A 13,117-nucleotide genomic window follows, 5' to 3' on the forward strand; every position below is an offset into this window, starting at 1 on the left:
CCGGCTTGCGTGGCGCAGGCCGGGGACTGAAGAAAAGCGGAACCTGGTTACGGCGGCGTCAGCCGGCGGCGGCCTTCAAGGCATCGCCCAGGTTGCTTGCCTCCTCCGCCGACATCTCGACGACGAGGCGCCCCCCACCTTCCAGCGGAACGCGCATGACAATGCCGCGGCCCTCCTTGGTGACCTCCAGGGGACCGTCACCGGTCCGGGGCTTCATGGCCGCCATCGCGTGCTCCCTCCGTCAACAACCTTCCCCGCCGGCACATCCCCCGACATACCGGTAGGTCTCCATTGTCCCCCATATGTACGCACCTGCGAAACCGAACCGATCATCTCGTGTCGCGCTCGGGCTGGTCGAGGAGTCTGATGGCTGACAGACTCGGCCGTCGTGCGGGCTCGTTCAGCTTTGTTCGACGTGTATGGCGGACATCTTCGTTCCAGGGGCGGTGCGGCGACCGTCGCCGCGCTGGTCCGGCTGTTGGAGCCGTTGGGTTTCGCCGCTCCTGCCGTGCGTACCGCGGTGTCGCGGACGGTCCGTCAGGGCTGGTTGAAGCCCGTTCGGCTGCACGGGAGCCCAGGTTACGCGCTCACCCCGCGTGCCGAGCGGAGGCTCGACGAGGCGGCCGCCCGAATCTACCGAACGCGTCCGTCCACATGGGACGGCCAGTGGCATCTGGTGGTCCTGGAGGCCCTCGTGGCCCGGCCCGCGCGGGAGGAGCTCACTTCCTCGCTGAAGTTGCTGGGTTACGGAGAGTTGGGTCCAGTGACGTGGGTCGCACCCCGCGCTTCACCCGAGCTCAGCGAGCTGTTGCGGGCCGAGGAGATCGCCGCGCGCACCTTCTTCGCCGCGCACGAGGGCAGCGATGTGGAGCTGGCCGCGCGGGCCTGGGACCTGGACTCCCTCGGCGCGGACTACCGGCGGTTCGTGGCCGACTGGGAGCCCCGACTGTCCGCTGTGGACCCGGCCGCGCCGCCCTCGGCCTTCGCCGCCTCCCAGGAACTGCTGCACGCCTGGCGAAAGTTCCTGTTCCGTGACCCTGGCCTGCCACCGCAGCTGCTGCCCGCGGACTGGCCCGGCCACACCGCGGCCCGGTTCTTCGACACCAGCACCCAGAAGCTGGCCAAGGGCGCGGTCGCGTTCCTGGACAGCTGTCTCGACTGACCACCCAACGCCGAGGAGTCCACAGTGCCGCTGCTCATCGACGACGCCGACGGTGTCCGCACGATCACGCTGAACCGGCCGGAGTCGTTCAACTCCTTCACCGTCGAGATGAAGGAGGGCCTGCTGACCGCGCTGCACGAGGCGGGTGAGGACCCCGGGGTGCGCGCGCTGGTGCTCACCGGCGCGGGCAAGGCCTTCTGCGCCGGCCAGGACCTCAAGGAGCACATCGCGCTGCTGGAGGCCGGTGACCCGGCCCCGCTGGAGACCGTGCGCAAGCACTACAACCCGATGCTGCGCGCGCTGACCGGCCTGCCCAAGCCGGTGATCGCCGCGGTGAACGGGATGGCCGCCGGCGCCGGGGCCTCCCTGGCCTACGCCTGCGACCTGCGGATCGCGGCCGAGTCGGCGAAGTTCCTGATGGCCTTCGCCAACGTGGGCCTGACCGCGGACTCCGGCGCGTCCTGGACGCTGCCCCGGCTGATCGGCTACGGCCGGGCGATGGAGCTGATGCTGCTGGCCCAGCCGGTCACCGCGCCGGAGGCCAAGGAGCTCGGCATGGTCAACCGGGTGGTGCCCGACGGCGAGGCGCTGACCGCGGCGCAGGAGCTGGCCGCGCGGATGGCGGCCGGCCCGACCACGGCCTACGCCAAGCTCAAGGAGGCCATGCTGATCGCGGCGGGCTCGGACCTGGAGGCCGCGCTGGAGGCCGAGGCCCGCACCCAGGCCGAGGCCGGTCAGACCACCGACCACCGCGAGGCGGTCGCGGCCTTCGTGGCCAAGCGCAAGCCCACCTTCACCGGCACCTGACCCAGCAGTCCTCGATGTGGTCGTCGACCATGCCGGTGGCCTGCATCAGCGCGTAGCAGGTGGTCGGCCCGACGAAGGCGAAGCCGCGCTTCTTCAGCGCCTTGGCCATGGCGGTGGACTCCGGCGTGATCGCCGGGACCTCCGCCATGGTCTTCGGCCGCGGTCCCGGCTCCGGCGCGAAGGACCACAGCAGCTCGTCCAGCGGCTGGTCCAGCTCGGCCACCGCGCGGGCGTTGCGGATCACCGCCAGGATCTTGGCCCGGTTGCGCACGATGCCCGGATCGGCCAGCAGGCGCTCGATGTCCGGCTCGGCGTACCCGGCGACCACCTCGGGGTCGAACCCGGCGAAGGCCGCCCGGAAGTTCTCCCGCTTGCGCAGGATGGTGATCCAGGACAGCCCGGACTGGAAGGCCTCCAGCGACATCCGCTCGAACATGGCCTGCTCGCCGCGCAGCGGGCGGCCCCACTCGGTGTCGTGGTAGTCGACGTAGTCCGGGGTGGCGGCGCCCCAGGCGCAGCGCGGCCTGCCGTCGGGGCCGGCGAGCGCACCGCTCACGGGCGGCGGTCCCGGCACAGCCTGGCGAAGCGGTCCAGCGAGCGGCGCAGGCCCCAGGTGAAGGCCGGGCGGACCAGCGGCCAGCCGACCTTGCCCAGCGGGCCGTAGGGCAGGTCCAGGCGCTCCCACCAGACCAGCCGGGACAGCCGGTCCGAGGTGGGCTCGATCCGGAAGCCGCCGTCGCCGCGCAGCAGCTTGCCGGTGTGCCGGACCTGGCAGCTGCGCGGCGGGTCCCAGCCGGTGATCTCCATGGTGTCGAAGAAGCCCAGCCCGGCCACGCCGGTGAAGGCGACCATGGTCGAGCCGGTGCTCTGCCCGTCGCCGCCGGTGCGGTGCACTTCGGTGCCGAGCATCCACTCGCCCTGGTTGGCCCAGTCCGAGGCCACCGCCCAGGCCACCTCGGCCGGGGCGGGCACGGCCACCGTCAGGGTCACTTCCTCACTCACCGGCGCGCGCCTCCTGCTCCTGTGCTTCCAGTTCGGCCACCCTGGCCCGTAGCTCGTCCAGCTCATCGGCGGCGCGCTGCAGCACCCAGTCCACTTCGGACATCTTGTAGCCGCGGACGACCTGCTGGAACCGCACGGCCCGCAGGTCCTCGCCGCTGACCTCCGAGGACGGCAGCTCGGTCGGCGTGGCCCCCGGGGCCAGCGGCGCGAGCTGCTCGCCGCGGCCGAAGACCAGCGAGGCGAGCAGGAAGACCACGGCCGCCACGAAGATCATGACGACGAGGTAGATGAGGGCGGTGGTCACGCCTGTAGATGGTGGCATGGACCACCGTCAGCTGCCTCAGGCGGCCGACAACACGAAGCAGCGCCTGGTCAGGTGCACCAGGTAGGCCAGCACGAAGGAGGCCGCCATGCCGGTCAGCAGCGCGGAGGGGTGCAGCATCAGGCCGTCCATGGCCATGCCGCCGATCACGATGGGCAGCTGGAGCACCAGGTAGCCGCCGAGCATGATGGTCATGAACGCGCCTGCCGAGCGGCCGAGCAACCGGGCCGAGACCCAGCGCTGCGCGACCCGCTTGCCGATCACCAGTGCCAGCAGCGCGAACACCGCGATCAGCACCCAGACGTAGTCGACGGCGTTGGTGAGCATGAGAAACCAGTCCGGCGGCAGGGCCCCACCCTGCCAGGACGCGCCTTCCCACAGCTGCCGGGAGGCCTGGTGGATCACGTGGATCAGCGGGATGGCCAGCAGCAGCGAGCGGATCGCGTGCGCGCCGTGCGCGGCGGCCAGCTCGGCCTGGTACTCGCGGGCGATCATCGGGATCGGGCCGAACTCGCGCACCGCGCGCGCCTCGGCGTCGGCGATCCCGGCCTCGGCGTAGGCCTCGGCGACATCGCGCAGGCTGTGCTCAGCCTCGGCCAGCAGGTCGGCCTTGGCCGCCTTGGGACCGCTCAGTCGCGAGTCCAGCTCGCTCAGGTAGGACTCGATCAAGCCTTTGCAGGCCATGGTCCGCCTCCGAGTACACCCTCGATGGCCGCGGTGAACTCACGCCAGGCGGTGCGTTCCGCGGCCAATGCCCGCTTCCCGGCGCCGGTCAGCTGGTAGGTGCGCCGTTGCCGCCCGGCAACCGTACTCCACTCGCTCCGGACGTACCCGGCTCGCTCGAGCCTGCGCAGCGCCGGGTAGACGGTGCCGGTCGGCAGGTCGAGCGCTCCCCCGCTGAGCAGCTGCAATGCCTCGATGATCGCGTAACCGTGGAGCTCCCTGCCGTCGAGAGTGGCCAGCAGCAGGGCGTCCAGGTGCCCACGTAGAGCGTCCGACTTCACACAATCAGTGTAGGGGAGCCTAAGTAGATCAGGTAGCCCCACTACACATGCGATGGATCTCACTCATCGGCGGCCGGTCCGTCAGCGCGATCTCGGTGGCATCCGGCAGCCACTCTTCGGCCACCTGGGTGAACTGGATGTAGGCGCCCGCGTCCGCCTCGATCTCACAACGGGCCAGCGCGGTGCCCAGGATCTGCCTGGCCATCACGCCGAGCTGGGCCAGCGAGCGGTTGCGGTGCTTGCGCACGCCGAGGTTGACCTGCGCCAGGCCGTCCAGGCCGTGGCGGGCGTGCGCGTCCAGCAGCAGGCCGATCTCCACGCCGTAGCCGGGTGCGAAGGGCACCGCGCAGAGGAAGTCCCGCCGGGCCGCGTACTCCCCGCCCAGCGGCTGCACGATCCCGGCCAGTTCCGGCCGCAGCGCGTTGAGCACGGGCCGGGCCAGCAGCTCGGTCACCCGGCCGCCGCCCTCGCTCTCCAGCCGCAGCGGACGCCGGTAGAAGCCCTTGACCAGCGCCACCGACGGCTCGGTGAGCAGCGGGCCGAGCAGCGCGGGCAGGAAGCCGGGGTCGAAGTCGACCAGGTCGGAGTCCAGGAAGACCACCAGGTCGCCGGTGGTCGCGGCCAGCGAGCGCCACAGCGCCTCACCCTTGCCCGGCCGCACCGGCAGCTCCGGCAGCACCTCCTCCCGGCGCACCACCCTGGCCCCGGCCGCGGCGGCCACCTCGGCGGTGGCGTCGGTGGAACCGGAGTCCAGCACCACCAGCTCGTCGGCCAGCGGGTCCGGCCCGGTGGCCATCGGCAGCAGCGCGGAGACGATGGCGCCCACCGTCTTCTGCTCGTCCAGCGCGGGCAGCACCACGCTCACCGTGCGCCCGGCCTTGGCCCGCACCAGTTCCTCGACGCTCCACTGTGGACTCTGCCAGGTGTGCGTCGCGAACCAGTCCTCGATGCCTTGCCGCACAAGGCTCCTCTCAGGTCAGGGCGCGCAGCACCGCGGCGGGCGGCCTGCTCCCGTTGATACTGGCGGCCATCTCCAGCGCCTGCCGGACCCTGGGCACCTCGCGGGTGCGCACCACCTGGACCCCGCGCCAGGCCGCGAGCGCGGCCACCGCCAGCGCCGCGTCGCCCAACCCGTTGTCCGGCAACGTGATCAGCCGGGGCCACTGGACCGGCTCGTCGAGCCGCCGGAGCAGGTCGGGCCCGGGCGGGCAGTCCAGCAGCACGCCGGCGCGCGGCACCTGCAGCCACTGCGACCACTCGGCCTGCCGGACCGAGGCGGTGATCAGGCCCCGGCCGTACTGGGCCGCGGTCTCGTCGATCTCGCCGTCCCCGCCGGTGCCGTCGAGCAGGTCGGCCCCCGCCTCGCACAGCGCGTAGACGTCGCCGGGGGTGGCGGCCAGCGCGACCCCCGGGTGCCGGGCCCTGGTCTCAGCGACGAAGGCGGGGTCGGCAGTGCCCAGGTCGATCAGGTCCGCGCCCTCGGCCAGCGCGGCGTCCACGGCGGCCGCGGTGGGCTCGACCTGGGCGAGCACCAGCGCGCGGTTGTCCGGCAGGTCCCGGCCGTCGAGCGCGAAGCGGAGTGGCGTCACCTGTCGATCGTGCCACGAGGCCCTCGCTGTGACTTCGGCCACAAACACGTCACCAATGTGGTCCTGGCCACTTTTACCTACTGACCGGTAAGGGCCAATGGAGGTCAGATGCGTCGCTTCGTCCTACTCCTGCTGGCGGCGCTCACCGCGCTGGTGACCAGCGGATCGCTCGCCCCGGTGGCCAGCGCGGCTCCGGCAGGCCCGGAGTTCCTGACCATCACCAGCAAGGACGGGACGAAGCTGGGGGCACACCTGTTCCGCCCGGCCGGACCCGGTCCGCACCCGGCGGTGGTGCTGATCTCCAGCTGGAGCGTGAACAACCTGGAGTACCTCGCGCAGACCCGCAAGCTCGCCGAGGCGGGCTACGTCGCGCTCAGCTACACCACCCGCGGGTTCTGGGAGTCCGGCGGCACCATCGAGGTGGCCGGGCCGGAGGACATCCAGGACGCCTCCTCGGTGGTGGACTGGGTGCTGGCCAACACCAGCGCCGACCCGACCAAGATCGGCATGGCCGGGGTCTCCTACGGCGCGGGCATCAGCATGCTCACCGCGGCCAAGGACAAGCGGGTGCGCGCGGTGGCCGCGCTGAGCGCCTGGGCCGACCTGGCCGCCGCGCTGCTGCCCAACCAGACCTGGAGCCAGCAGGCGATCGGCCTGCTCGCCCTGGCAGGCAGGCTCACCGGCCGTCCCGGCGCGAAGCTGGAGCACACCCTGGCCGCCTACGAGCGCAACGACCGGGTGGAGGCGATGAAGCTCGCGCCCGAGCGCAGCCCGGCGCGGCAGCTGGCCGGGCTGAACGCGAACAAGCCCGCGGTGCTGATCGCCAACGGCTGGTCGGACAGCCTGTTCCCGGCCGGGCAGCTCGCCGACTACTACAACCAGCTCCAGCTGCCCAAGCGCCTGGAGTTCCAGCCCGGCGACCACGCGGTGCCCGAGCTGACCGGCATCATCGGCCTGCCCAATGACACCTGGACCTCGGTGCACCGCTGGTTCGACCGGCACCTGCGCGGCCTGGCCAACGGCATCGACAAGGAACAGCCGGTGCAGGTCTGCCCGACCCTGGGCGGCGCTTGGAAGGGCTACGACAGCTGGGCCGCGCTGGAGGCCGCGCCGAAGAAGCTGTACCTCTCCGGCCTGACCCCGGTGCTCAACCGGACCGGCGAGCTGGTCAGCTCCGCCCGCACCGGCTGGTCGCACAAGGCGGACGCGGGCGTCGACACCATCGCCAACGGCGGCACCGCGATCCTCACCGGCGGCGCGGAGGCGCTGGGCATCCCGCAGTTCGCCTGGCTGCCCGGCGTGCTGCGCACCAACGCAGGCGTCTGGCAGACCCCGGTGCTGACCAGCCCGGCCACCGTCCGCGGCACCCCGAGGCTGCACCTGACCGTCACCCCGAGCAGCGCCCGCGCCACCGTGGTCGCCTACCTCTACGACGTCGGCCCCACCGGCACCGGCCGCCTGCTCACCCACCAGCCGCACACCCTGCTGGAGGCCACTCCCGGCAAGCCCACCATCCTGGACATCTCACTGGACCCGCTGGTGCACCCGGTGCCGGCCGGGCACCGGGTCGCGGTGGTGGTGGACACGGTGGACGGGCTGTACCGGGGCGAGAGCAAGGTCGGCTCCTCGGTCACCTTCAGCTCGCCCGCGGACAACCCGTCCCGGCTCGATCTGCCGCTGGGCTGAACTGTCGGTGACCGGGTCTAGCTTCGCCGCATGGCGACCGACTGGAACCTGACCATCGACTGCACCGACCCGGTCCGCATGTCGGCCTTCTGGGAGGTGGCTCTTCGCTACGTGAAGAAGCCACCTCCCGAGGACTGGGACAGCTGGCAGGCCTTCTTCGAGTTCAAGGGCTATGAGGACACCGAGGACTTCTTCGAGGGTGCCTACCTGTCGGACCCCGACGACGCGCGCCCGAGCCTGTTTTTCCAGGGGGTCCCGGAAAAACACCAGGGGAAGAACTGGTTCCACCTGGACCTCAAGGTCAGCGGCGGACGGACCCGGCCCGCCGCGGAGCGGGTGCCGTTGATCGAGGCGGAGGTGGCCCGGCTGACCGCGGCCGGTGGACGGGTGCTGCGCCGGGTGGAGCAGGACGGCGCGCTGGACTTCGTGATCATGCTGGACCCGGAGGACAACCAGTTCTGCGTCGCCTGAGCCGCGGGTTTGACAGCGAGGGCATCCGGAGTACGGTGAAAGTGCAAGTGGCGGCTGGTCTGCGGACACGGTCGCAAGTGGCCCCGGAAGCGCCCGCGTCGTCGTGGGACTCCGGGGTTTCGCGCTTTCCGGGCTCAGGTCAGGTTGCGCACGTCGATCAGCTGGTCCTTGTTGACCAGCTGCCAGGCATCGGGCTCACCGTGGAACTCCGCCGCCACGAAGAAGCCGGCGATCTGGTCCGGCAACCACAGCAACGGGTCGCCGTCCTTGCCCACGTGGTCCACCCGCATCGCGGCGTCGATCCGCCTGGACCGCCGCAGCCGGTCACGAGTCCGGCGATCGTGCTTGTCCGAGCCCGCCCGCGACTCGATGCACACCCGGGAGACGCCCTCCCGGTGCTGCGACTCGGGCAGCAGCGCCGCGAGCAGACTGGCCCTGGCCCGCTCCTGGTGGGACCACGCTCCGCGACCATGGGGGTTCACCCGTCCGGGGAAAGGGCTGGGTTCCTAGAGTGCGGGCCCATGTCGCGCAGCTTCCGGGTGGACATCGAGCTGGCTGAGTCGCGTCACGAGGATGTGGCGCTGAGTTGGGGTGGGTGGTCCTCGCAGCGGCGGCGGGATGTGCCGGGGTTCGGCTGGGACGTCGAGCTGCCGGTGGTGGTGCGGTTGCTGGAGGCGATCGAGCGCGGGCGGACCTCGGCGGCGGAGGCGCGGGCCGAGTTGCTGGCGGCGGCGCAGGCCTGTGTGCCGCACAGCGGGTGCTGTCCCCGGTGTGAGGACCGGGCCGAGGGGTACCGGCGGGCGCTGGCGGAGTTCGAGCAGGCGCGGCGGCGCTTCGCCGACTCGGTGCGGTACCCGTTCCTGGTCAACAGCGGCGTGCTGCACCGCTGGGACTGCGCGAGCGTGCCGGGCGCCGGGCCGACCCATCCCGGGCGCAGCCTGCAGCAGTACGTGCACGAGGCGCGTTACTCCTGGCACCCCGGGCAGCGGCGGCTCAGTGACGCGGAGGCGTCCCGGCTGCCGCCGGAGCGCCACTGCGTCACCTGCCGTCCGCTGATCCGCTCTAGCTGACCCCGCGCTCGGCGAAGGTCTTCAGCGCGCGCAGCGGGTCCTCCTCGACGAAGACCAGGTCGCGGTACTTCGGCGCGACGAACTCCTCCGCCACCGCGTGGTTCACGAACTCGCGCAGCCGCTGGTAGTAGCCGTCCACGTCGAGCAGCGCGATGGGCTTGCGGTGGATGCCCAGCAGCGCCCAGGTCCACACCTCGAACAGCTCCTCGAAGGTGCCCAGGCCGCCGGGCAGCGCGATGAAGGCGTCCGACAGCGCGGCCATCTTCGCCTTGCGCTCGTGCATGTCGGCCACCACGTGCAGCTCGGTGAGCCCGTGGTGGGCCACCTCGCGGTCCCACAGTCCCTGCGGGATCACGCCCTGCACCCGGCCGCCCGCGGCCAGCGCCGCGTCCGCCACCACGCCCATGGTGCCCACGCTGGCGCCGCCGTAGACCAGTTCCACGCCCTGTTCAGCCAGGACCGTGCCGAGCCGCCGCGCGGCCTCGACGTACTTCTCGCCCTTGCCCGGGGACGAACCGCAGAAGACGCAGACCCTCATGTCAGTGCGCGTCCTGCCAGGCCTTGTAGGCCTCCTCGACCACGCGCACCGCGTCGTCGATGTCGTCGGTCAGGTGCAGCAGGGCCAGGTCCTTCTCACCGATCTTGCCGGAGCCCGCCACCGAGTCGCGCAGCCAGTCGTAGAGGCCCTGCCAGTAGTCGACGCCGAAGAGCACCACCGGGAACTTGGTGACCTTCTTGGTCTGCACCAGGGTGAGCGCCTCGAACAGCTCGTCCAGGGTGCCGAAGCCGCCGGGCAGGCAGATGAAGGCCTGCGAGTACTTCACGAACATGGTCTTGCGGGTGAAGAAGTAGCGGAAGTTCACGCCGAGGTCGACCCACGGGTTGAGGCCCTGCTCGAACGGCAGCTCGATGCCGAGGCCGACCGACATGCCGCCGGCCTCCTGTGCCCCGCGGTTGACCGCCTCCATCGCGCCGGGACCGCCGCCGGTGATCGAGGCGAACCCGGCCTCGGCCAGCGCCTTGCCCAGCTTGCGGCCGGTCTCGTACTCGGGGTGGTCCCGGCCGGTGCGGGCCGAGCCGAAGACGGTGACCGCCCTCGGCAGCTCGGCGAGCGCGCCGAAGCCCTCCACGAACTCGGCCTGGATCCGCAGCACCCGCCACGGGTCGGTGTGCACCCAGTCGGAGGGGCCGCGGGAGTCGAGCAGTCGCTGGTCGGTGGTGGTGGACTCCACGCTGCTGGAGCGGCGGAGGGTGACCGGGCCGCGCTGCTTCTCGCGCACGTCCACATCGGGGCTGGACGCGAGGTCCTTCGGGTCGAGCGTCATAGCACACAGCCTAGTGAGGACCGAACCGTGAGATCGGGTTGCGGGCGACCTGTCACCGAGGCATCATCTTCCAGGCAAGAGATTGAAAGTTGGACGACATGCTTCGGAGAGTCCCGTCATGAGCCAGCCCAAGGTCGCCGTCATCTACTACAGCTCCACCGGCAGCGTGCACGCCCTCGCCCAGTCGATCGCCGAGGGCGCTTCGGGCGCGGGCGCGGAGGTCCGGGTGCTGAAGGTGCCCGAGCTCGCCCCGGCCGAGGCCATCGCGAGCAACCCGGCCTGGCAGGCGCACGCCGAGGCCACCAAGGACGTGCCGGTGGCCACCGCGGCGGACGTGGAGTGGGCGGACGCGGTCATCTTCGGCACGCCGACCCGCTTCGGCAACGTCGCCAGCCAGCTCAAGCAGTTCCTGGACACCCTGAGCGGCCTGTGGGCGCAGGGCGCGCTGGCGGACAAGGTGTACTCCGGCTTCGTCTCCACCGCGACCCAGCACGGCGGCCGCGAGTCCACCCTGCTCGCGCTGTACAACACCGTGCACCACTTCGGCGGCATCCTGGTCACCCCCGGCTACACCGACCCGATCCAGTTCGCCACCGGCACTCCCTACGGCGCCTCGCACGCCGACGCCCAGGGCCAGAACCCGATCAGCGAGGACACCCACGCCTCGGCCCGGTTCCAGGGCAAGCGGGTCGCCGAGCTGACCGCGCGGTTCCTCAAGAACGCCTGAGCACGGCCGACCGGCCCCTGGCGACATTGCCAGGGGCCGGTCCCCGCCGCACTCAGCTGACATCCCGGCGGCACACCAGCCACACCGTGATCGCGGCGAAGGCCAGGGTGTACGCGCAAGCCAGGCCGACGGCGGGCCAGGCGGTGAGGGTGTCCACCACACCGGGCGTGCCGCCCTGGGACACCGGGGTCGCGCCGAGCGCGGCCACCACCGACCCGGTCACCGAACCGGGCAGCACATCGGTGACCGGGGCCAGCCAGTCCAGCGCGCCCGCCACCCCGCGGAGCAGGTTCTCCACCGCCAGCACCCACACCACGCCCAGGCCGACCGCCAGCGCCGGGCTGCGGGACAGCGTGCCGAGCGCGACCCCGGCCGAGACCCACATGCCGAGCACCAGCAGCGCGCCGCCCACCCCGCGCAGCACCTCGCCCAGTCCGGGGTAGACCAGGTCCTGTCCCTCGGCCAGCGCGATCCCGGTGGCCACGCCGAAGTCCACCAGCAGCGTGGTCAGCACCACGGTCAGCAGCACCACGGCCAGGGCGGCCGCCGTGCCGCCGAGCACCGCCAGCCTGCTGCGGCCCTGGGTGTAGGCGGTTTTCCAGGTGCCCCAGCCGAATCCGCTGCCGGTGGCCAGCGCACCCAGGGTCAGCATGATCGCTCCGCCGAACATCGGCGTGCCCTGCACCAGCCCGAGCGGCACGCCTTCGGGCAGCAGCCGGGCCAGCAGGAGTTCCTTGGGCACCCCGGCGGCGAACCTGCTTCCGTCCACATAGGACAGATAGTTCAACAGGTAGACGAAGGTGAGGTTGAGCAGCAGCCAGGCGCCGCCGATCACCCAGATCGCGGGCCACTTGCGGAGCCGGAACAGTTCGGCGCGGCCGGTCGCCAGCACGGCGGTCATCGGTTGTCCTCCTTGGTCATCTCGAAGAAGACCTCTTCCAGGGAGCGTTCGGACGGCCGGATCTCGTGCACGTCCACCTGTGCGGCCACCAGCGCGCGGTTGACCTCCGCGGCGCGCCGGGGGTCCACCCGCAGCCGCACCTCACCGTCCACAATGGACACGTTGTCGTCCCCGGCCACCCGCATGCCCACGGCCAGCGCGGCATCCAGCGGATCAGCCCGCACCAGCAGCCTGCCGCTGCCGCGCAACTCGCCGACGGTGGCCTCGGTGATCAGGCGGCCGCGCGAGATCACCCCGACCCGGTCGCAGATCTCCTGCACCTCGCTGAGCTGGTGGCTGGACAGCAGCACGGTCTGCCCGGCCGCGGCCAGGGCGTCGATCAGCTTCCGCATGTCGCTGACCCCGGCCGGGTCCAGACCGTTGGTGGGTTCGTCCAGGATCAGCAACTCCGGGTCGCCGAGCAGGGCCGCGGCCACGCCCAGCCGCTGCTTCAAGCCCAGGGAGTAGGAGGCGAACCGGTCCTTGGCGCGGGCGCTCAGGTCCACCTTGTCCAGCGCGTCCTCGACATGGGCGTCCCGCAGGCCGCGGTGCCTGGCCAGCGCGCGCAGGTTGTCCCGGCCGCTGAGGTAGGGGAAGAAGCCCGGCCCCTCGATCAGCGCGCCGACCAGGCGGTTGGCCGCCGGGGTGCCAGCGCGCTCGCCGAGCACGGTGGCCGCGCCGCTGGTGGGGCGGACCAGGCCGAGCACCATGCGCAGGGTGGTGGTCTTGCCCGCGCCGTTGGGGCCGAGGAAGCCGTAGACCTCGCCCCGGCGCACGGTCAGCCCGACCCCGTCCACCGCGAGGTGGCCGCCGTAGCGCTTGGTCAGTTTCCTGGTGTGCACCGCGGCCAGTTCCGGCGGTGCGAGCAGCGTTGTCATGGCCACAAGCCTGTCCGCGCCGGGGCTACCGGGTCGTCACCGTGCCTGCGGCTCAGCGGGTACGCGGGATCGCGTAGCCCGGGTACGCGCCGACGGGGACGCCGGATCCGGCCCGCGCTCCTATCGTCTGCTGA

At 71.8% G+C, this 13,117-nt stretch carries 19 protein-coding genes; 6 read left to right on the forward strand and 13 right to left on the reverse strand.

Features of this window, described 5'->3' with window-relative positions:
* Window positions 1–58 precede the first annotated feature (58 nt).
* Window positions 59–226: a DUF3117 domain-containing protein gene (locus tag M8C13_RS14510; RefSeq protein WP_149848953.1), complete on the reverse strand. Its 168-nt coding sequence runs from the start codon at window positions 224–226 to the stop codon at window positions 59–61.
* Window positions 227–388: 162 nt separating this feature from the next.
* On the opposite strand from M8C13_RS14510, the gene M8C13_RS45775 reads away from it, so the two are divergent.
* Window positions 389–1,162 (forward strand): PaaX family transcriptional regulator C-terminal domain-containing protein, encoded by a 774-nt coding sequence (locus M8C13_RS45775; protein WP_374213074.1) that lies wholly within the window; start codon window positions 389–391, stop codon window positions 1,160–1,162.
* 24 nt (window positions 1,163–1,186) lie between these two features.
* Window positions 1,187–1,969 carry an enoyl-CoA hydratase-related protein gene (locus M8C13_RS14525; protein ID WP_252481099.1) on the forward strand — a complete coding sequence of 261 codons (783 nt, stop codon included), beginning with the start codon at window positions 1,187–1,189 and terminating at the stop codon, window positions 1,967–1,969.
* Here the strand turns inward: M8C13_RS14525 and M8C13_RS14530 are convergent.
* Genes M8C13_RS14530 through M8C13_RS14560 form a run of 7 tightly spaced genes read right to left on the reverse strand, consistent with a single transcriptional unit; the run spans window position 1,956 to window position 5,886 of the window.
* Window positions 1,956–2,525, reverse strand: a complete 570-nt coding sequence (locus M8C13_RS14530) for a DNA-3-methyladenine glycosylase I (protein WP_252481100.1) — start codon at window positions 2,523–2,525, stop codon at window positions 1,956–1,958. The two genes, M8C13_RS14525 and M8C13_RS14530, sit on opposite strands and share 14 nt — an antisense overlap.
* Window positions 2,522–2,971, reverse strand: a complete 450-nt coding sequence (locus M8C13_RS14535) for an SRPBCC family protein (RefSeq protein ID WP_252481101.1) — start codon at window positions 2,969–2,971, stop codon at window positions 2,522–2,524. The genes M8C13_RS14530 and M8C13_RS14535 overlap by 4 nt, the downstream gene beginning before the upstream one ends.
* Window positions 2,964–3,275 (reverse strand): DivIVA domain-containing protein, encoded by a 312-nt coding sequence (locus M8C13_RS14540; protein ID WP_252481102.1) that lies wholly within the window; start codon window positions 3,273–3,275, stop codon window positions 2,964–2,966. Before M8C13_RS14540 ends, M8C13_RS14535 begins: the two co-directional genes overlap by 8 nt.
* Before the next feature lie 36 nt (window positions 3,276–3,311).
* The gene (locus tag M8C13_RS14545; protein ID WP_252481103.1) at window positions 3,312–3,962 is read right to left on the reverse strand and encodes a permease prefix domain 1-containing protein; all 651 of its coding nucleotides are present in this window, start codon (window positions 3,960–3,962) and stop codon (window positions 3,312–3,314) included.
* On the reverse strand, window positions 3,959–4,297 hold the full coding sequence (locus tag M8C13_RS14550) for a PadR family transcriptional regulator (RefSeq protein WP_086783113.1): 339 nt from the start codon (window positions 4,295–4,297) through the stop codon (window positions 3,959–3,961). The genes M8C13_RS14545 and M8C13_RS14550 overlap by 4 nt, the downstream gene beginning before the upstream one ends.
* Window positions 4,298–4,325: 28 nt before the next feature.
* Window positions 4,326–5,258 carry a glucosyl-3-phosphoglycerate synthase gene (locus M8C13_RS14555; protein ID WP_252481104.1) on the reverse strand — a complete coding sequence of 311 codons (933 nt, stop codon included), beginning with the start codon at window positions 5,256–5,258 and terminating at the stop codon, window positions 4,326–4,328.
* Window positions 5,259–5,268: 10 nt separating this feature from the next.
* Window positions 5,269–5,886, reverse strand: a complete 618-nt coding sequence (locus M8C13_RS14560) for a hypothetical protein (protein WP_252481105.1) — start codon at window positions 5,884–5,886, stop codon at window positions 5,269–5,271.
* Window positions 5,887–5,994: 108 nt separating this feature from the next.
* Between M8C13_RS14560 and M8C13_RS14565 the strand changes: the two genes are divergently transcribed.
* Window positions 5,995–7,572 (forward strand): CocE/NonD family hydrolase, encoded by a 1,578-nt coding sequence (locus tag M8C13_RS14565; protein WP_252481106.1) that lies wholly within the window; start codon window positions 5,995–5,997, stop codon window positions 7,570–7,572.
* 30 nt (window positions 7,573–7,602) lie between these two features.
* A complete protein-coding gene (locus tag M8C13_RS14570; RefSeq protein WP_252481107.1) occupies window positions 7,603–8,043 on the forward strand; it encodes a VOC family protein in 441 nt (146 codons plus the stop codon).
* 134 nt (window positions 8,044–8,177) lie between these two features.
* Here M8C13_RS14570 and M8C13_RS14575 read toward each other — a convergent pair whose 3' ends face one another.
* Window positions 8,178–8,525 carry a hypothetical protein gene (locus M8C13_RS14575; protein WP_252481108.1) on the reverse strand — a complete coding sequence of 116 codons (348 nt, stop codon included), beginning with the start codon at window positions 8,523–8,525 and terminating at the stop codon, window positions 8,178–8,180.
* Window positions 8,526–8,564: 39 nt separating this feature from the next.
* Between M8C13_RS14575 and M8C13_RS14580 the strand changes: the two genes are divergently transcribed.
* Complete coding sequence (locus tag M8C13_RS14580) at window positions 8,565–9,113, forward strand: hypothetical protein (RefSeq protein ID WP_252481109.1); 549 nt, start codon at window positions 8,565–8,567, stop codon at window positions 9,111–9,113.
* On the opposite strand, the gene M8C13_RS14585 is transcribed toward M8C13_RS14580, so the two are convergent.
* The gene (locus tag M8C13_RS14585) at window positions 9,106–9,651 is read right to left on the reverse strand and encodes a TIGR00730 family Rossman fold protein (RefSeq protein ID WP_252481110.1); all 546 of its coding nucleotides are present in this window, start codon (window positions 9,649–9,651) and stop codon (window positions 9,106–9,108) included. The genes M8C13_RS14580 and M8C13_RS14585 overlap by 8 nt on opposite strands.
* A gap of 1 nt (window position 9,652) precedes the next feature.
* Complete coding sequence (locus M8C13_RS14590) at window positions 9,653–10,438, reverse strand: TIGR00730 family Rossman fold protein (protein WP_252481111.1); 786 nt, start codon at window positions 10,436–10,438, stop codon at window positions 9,653–9,655.
* 118 nt (window positions 10,439–10,556) lie between these two features.
* Between M8C13_RS14590 and wrbA the strand changes: the two genes are divergently transcribed.
* Complete coding sequence (gene wrbA, locus M8C13_RS14595) at window positions 10,557–11,165, forward strand: NAD(P)H:quinone oxidoreductase (protein ID WP_252481112.1); 609 nt, start codon at window positions 10,557–10,559, stop codon at window positions 11,163–11,165.
* 52 nt (window positions 11,166–11,217) lie between these two features.
* Here wrbA and M8C13_RS14600 read toward each other — a convergent pair whose 3' ends face one another.
* Both M8C13_RS14600 and M8C13_RS14605 read right to left on the reverse strand, forming a co-directional pair.
* Window positions 11,218–12,066: an ABC transporter permease gene (locus M8C13_RS14600; RefSeq protein ID WP_252481113.1), complete on the reverse strand. Its 849-nt coding sequence runs from the start codon at window positions 12,064–12,066 to the stop codon at window positions 11,218–11,220.
* Window positions 12,063–12,983, reverse strand: coding sequence for an ABC transporter ATP-binding protein (locus tag M8C13_RS14605; protein WP_252481114.1), 921 nt, complete (start codon window positions 12,981–12,983; stop codon window positions 12,063–12,065). The genes M8C13_RS14600 and M8C13_RS14605 overlap by 4 nt, the downstream gene beginning before the upstream one ends.
* Window positions 12,984–13,117 lie beyond the last annotated feature (134 nt).

The organism is Crossiella sp. SN42 (genome assembly GCF_023897065.1).
Classification (GTDB): domain Bacteria; phylum Actinomycetota; class Actinomycetes; order Mycobacteriales; family Pseudonocardiaceae; genus Crossiella.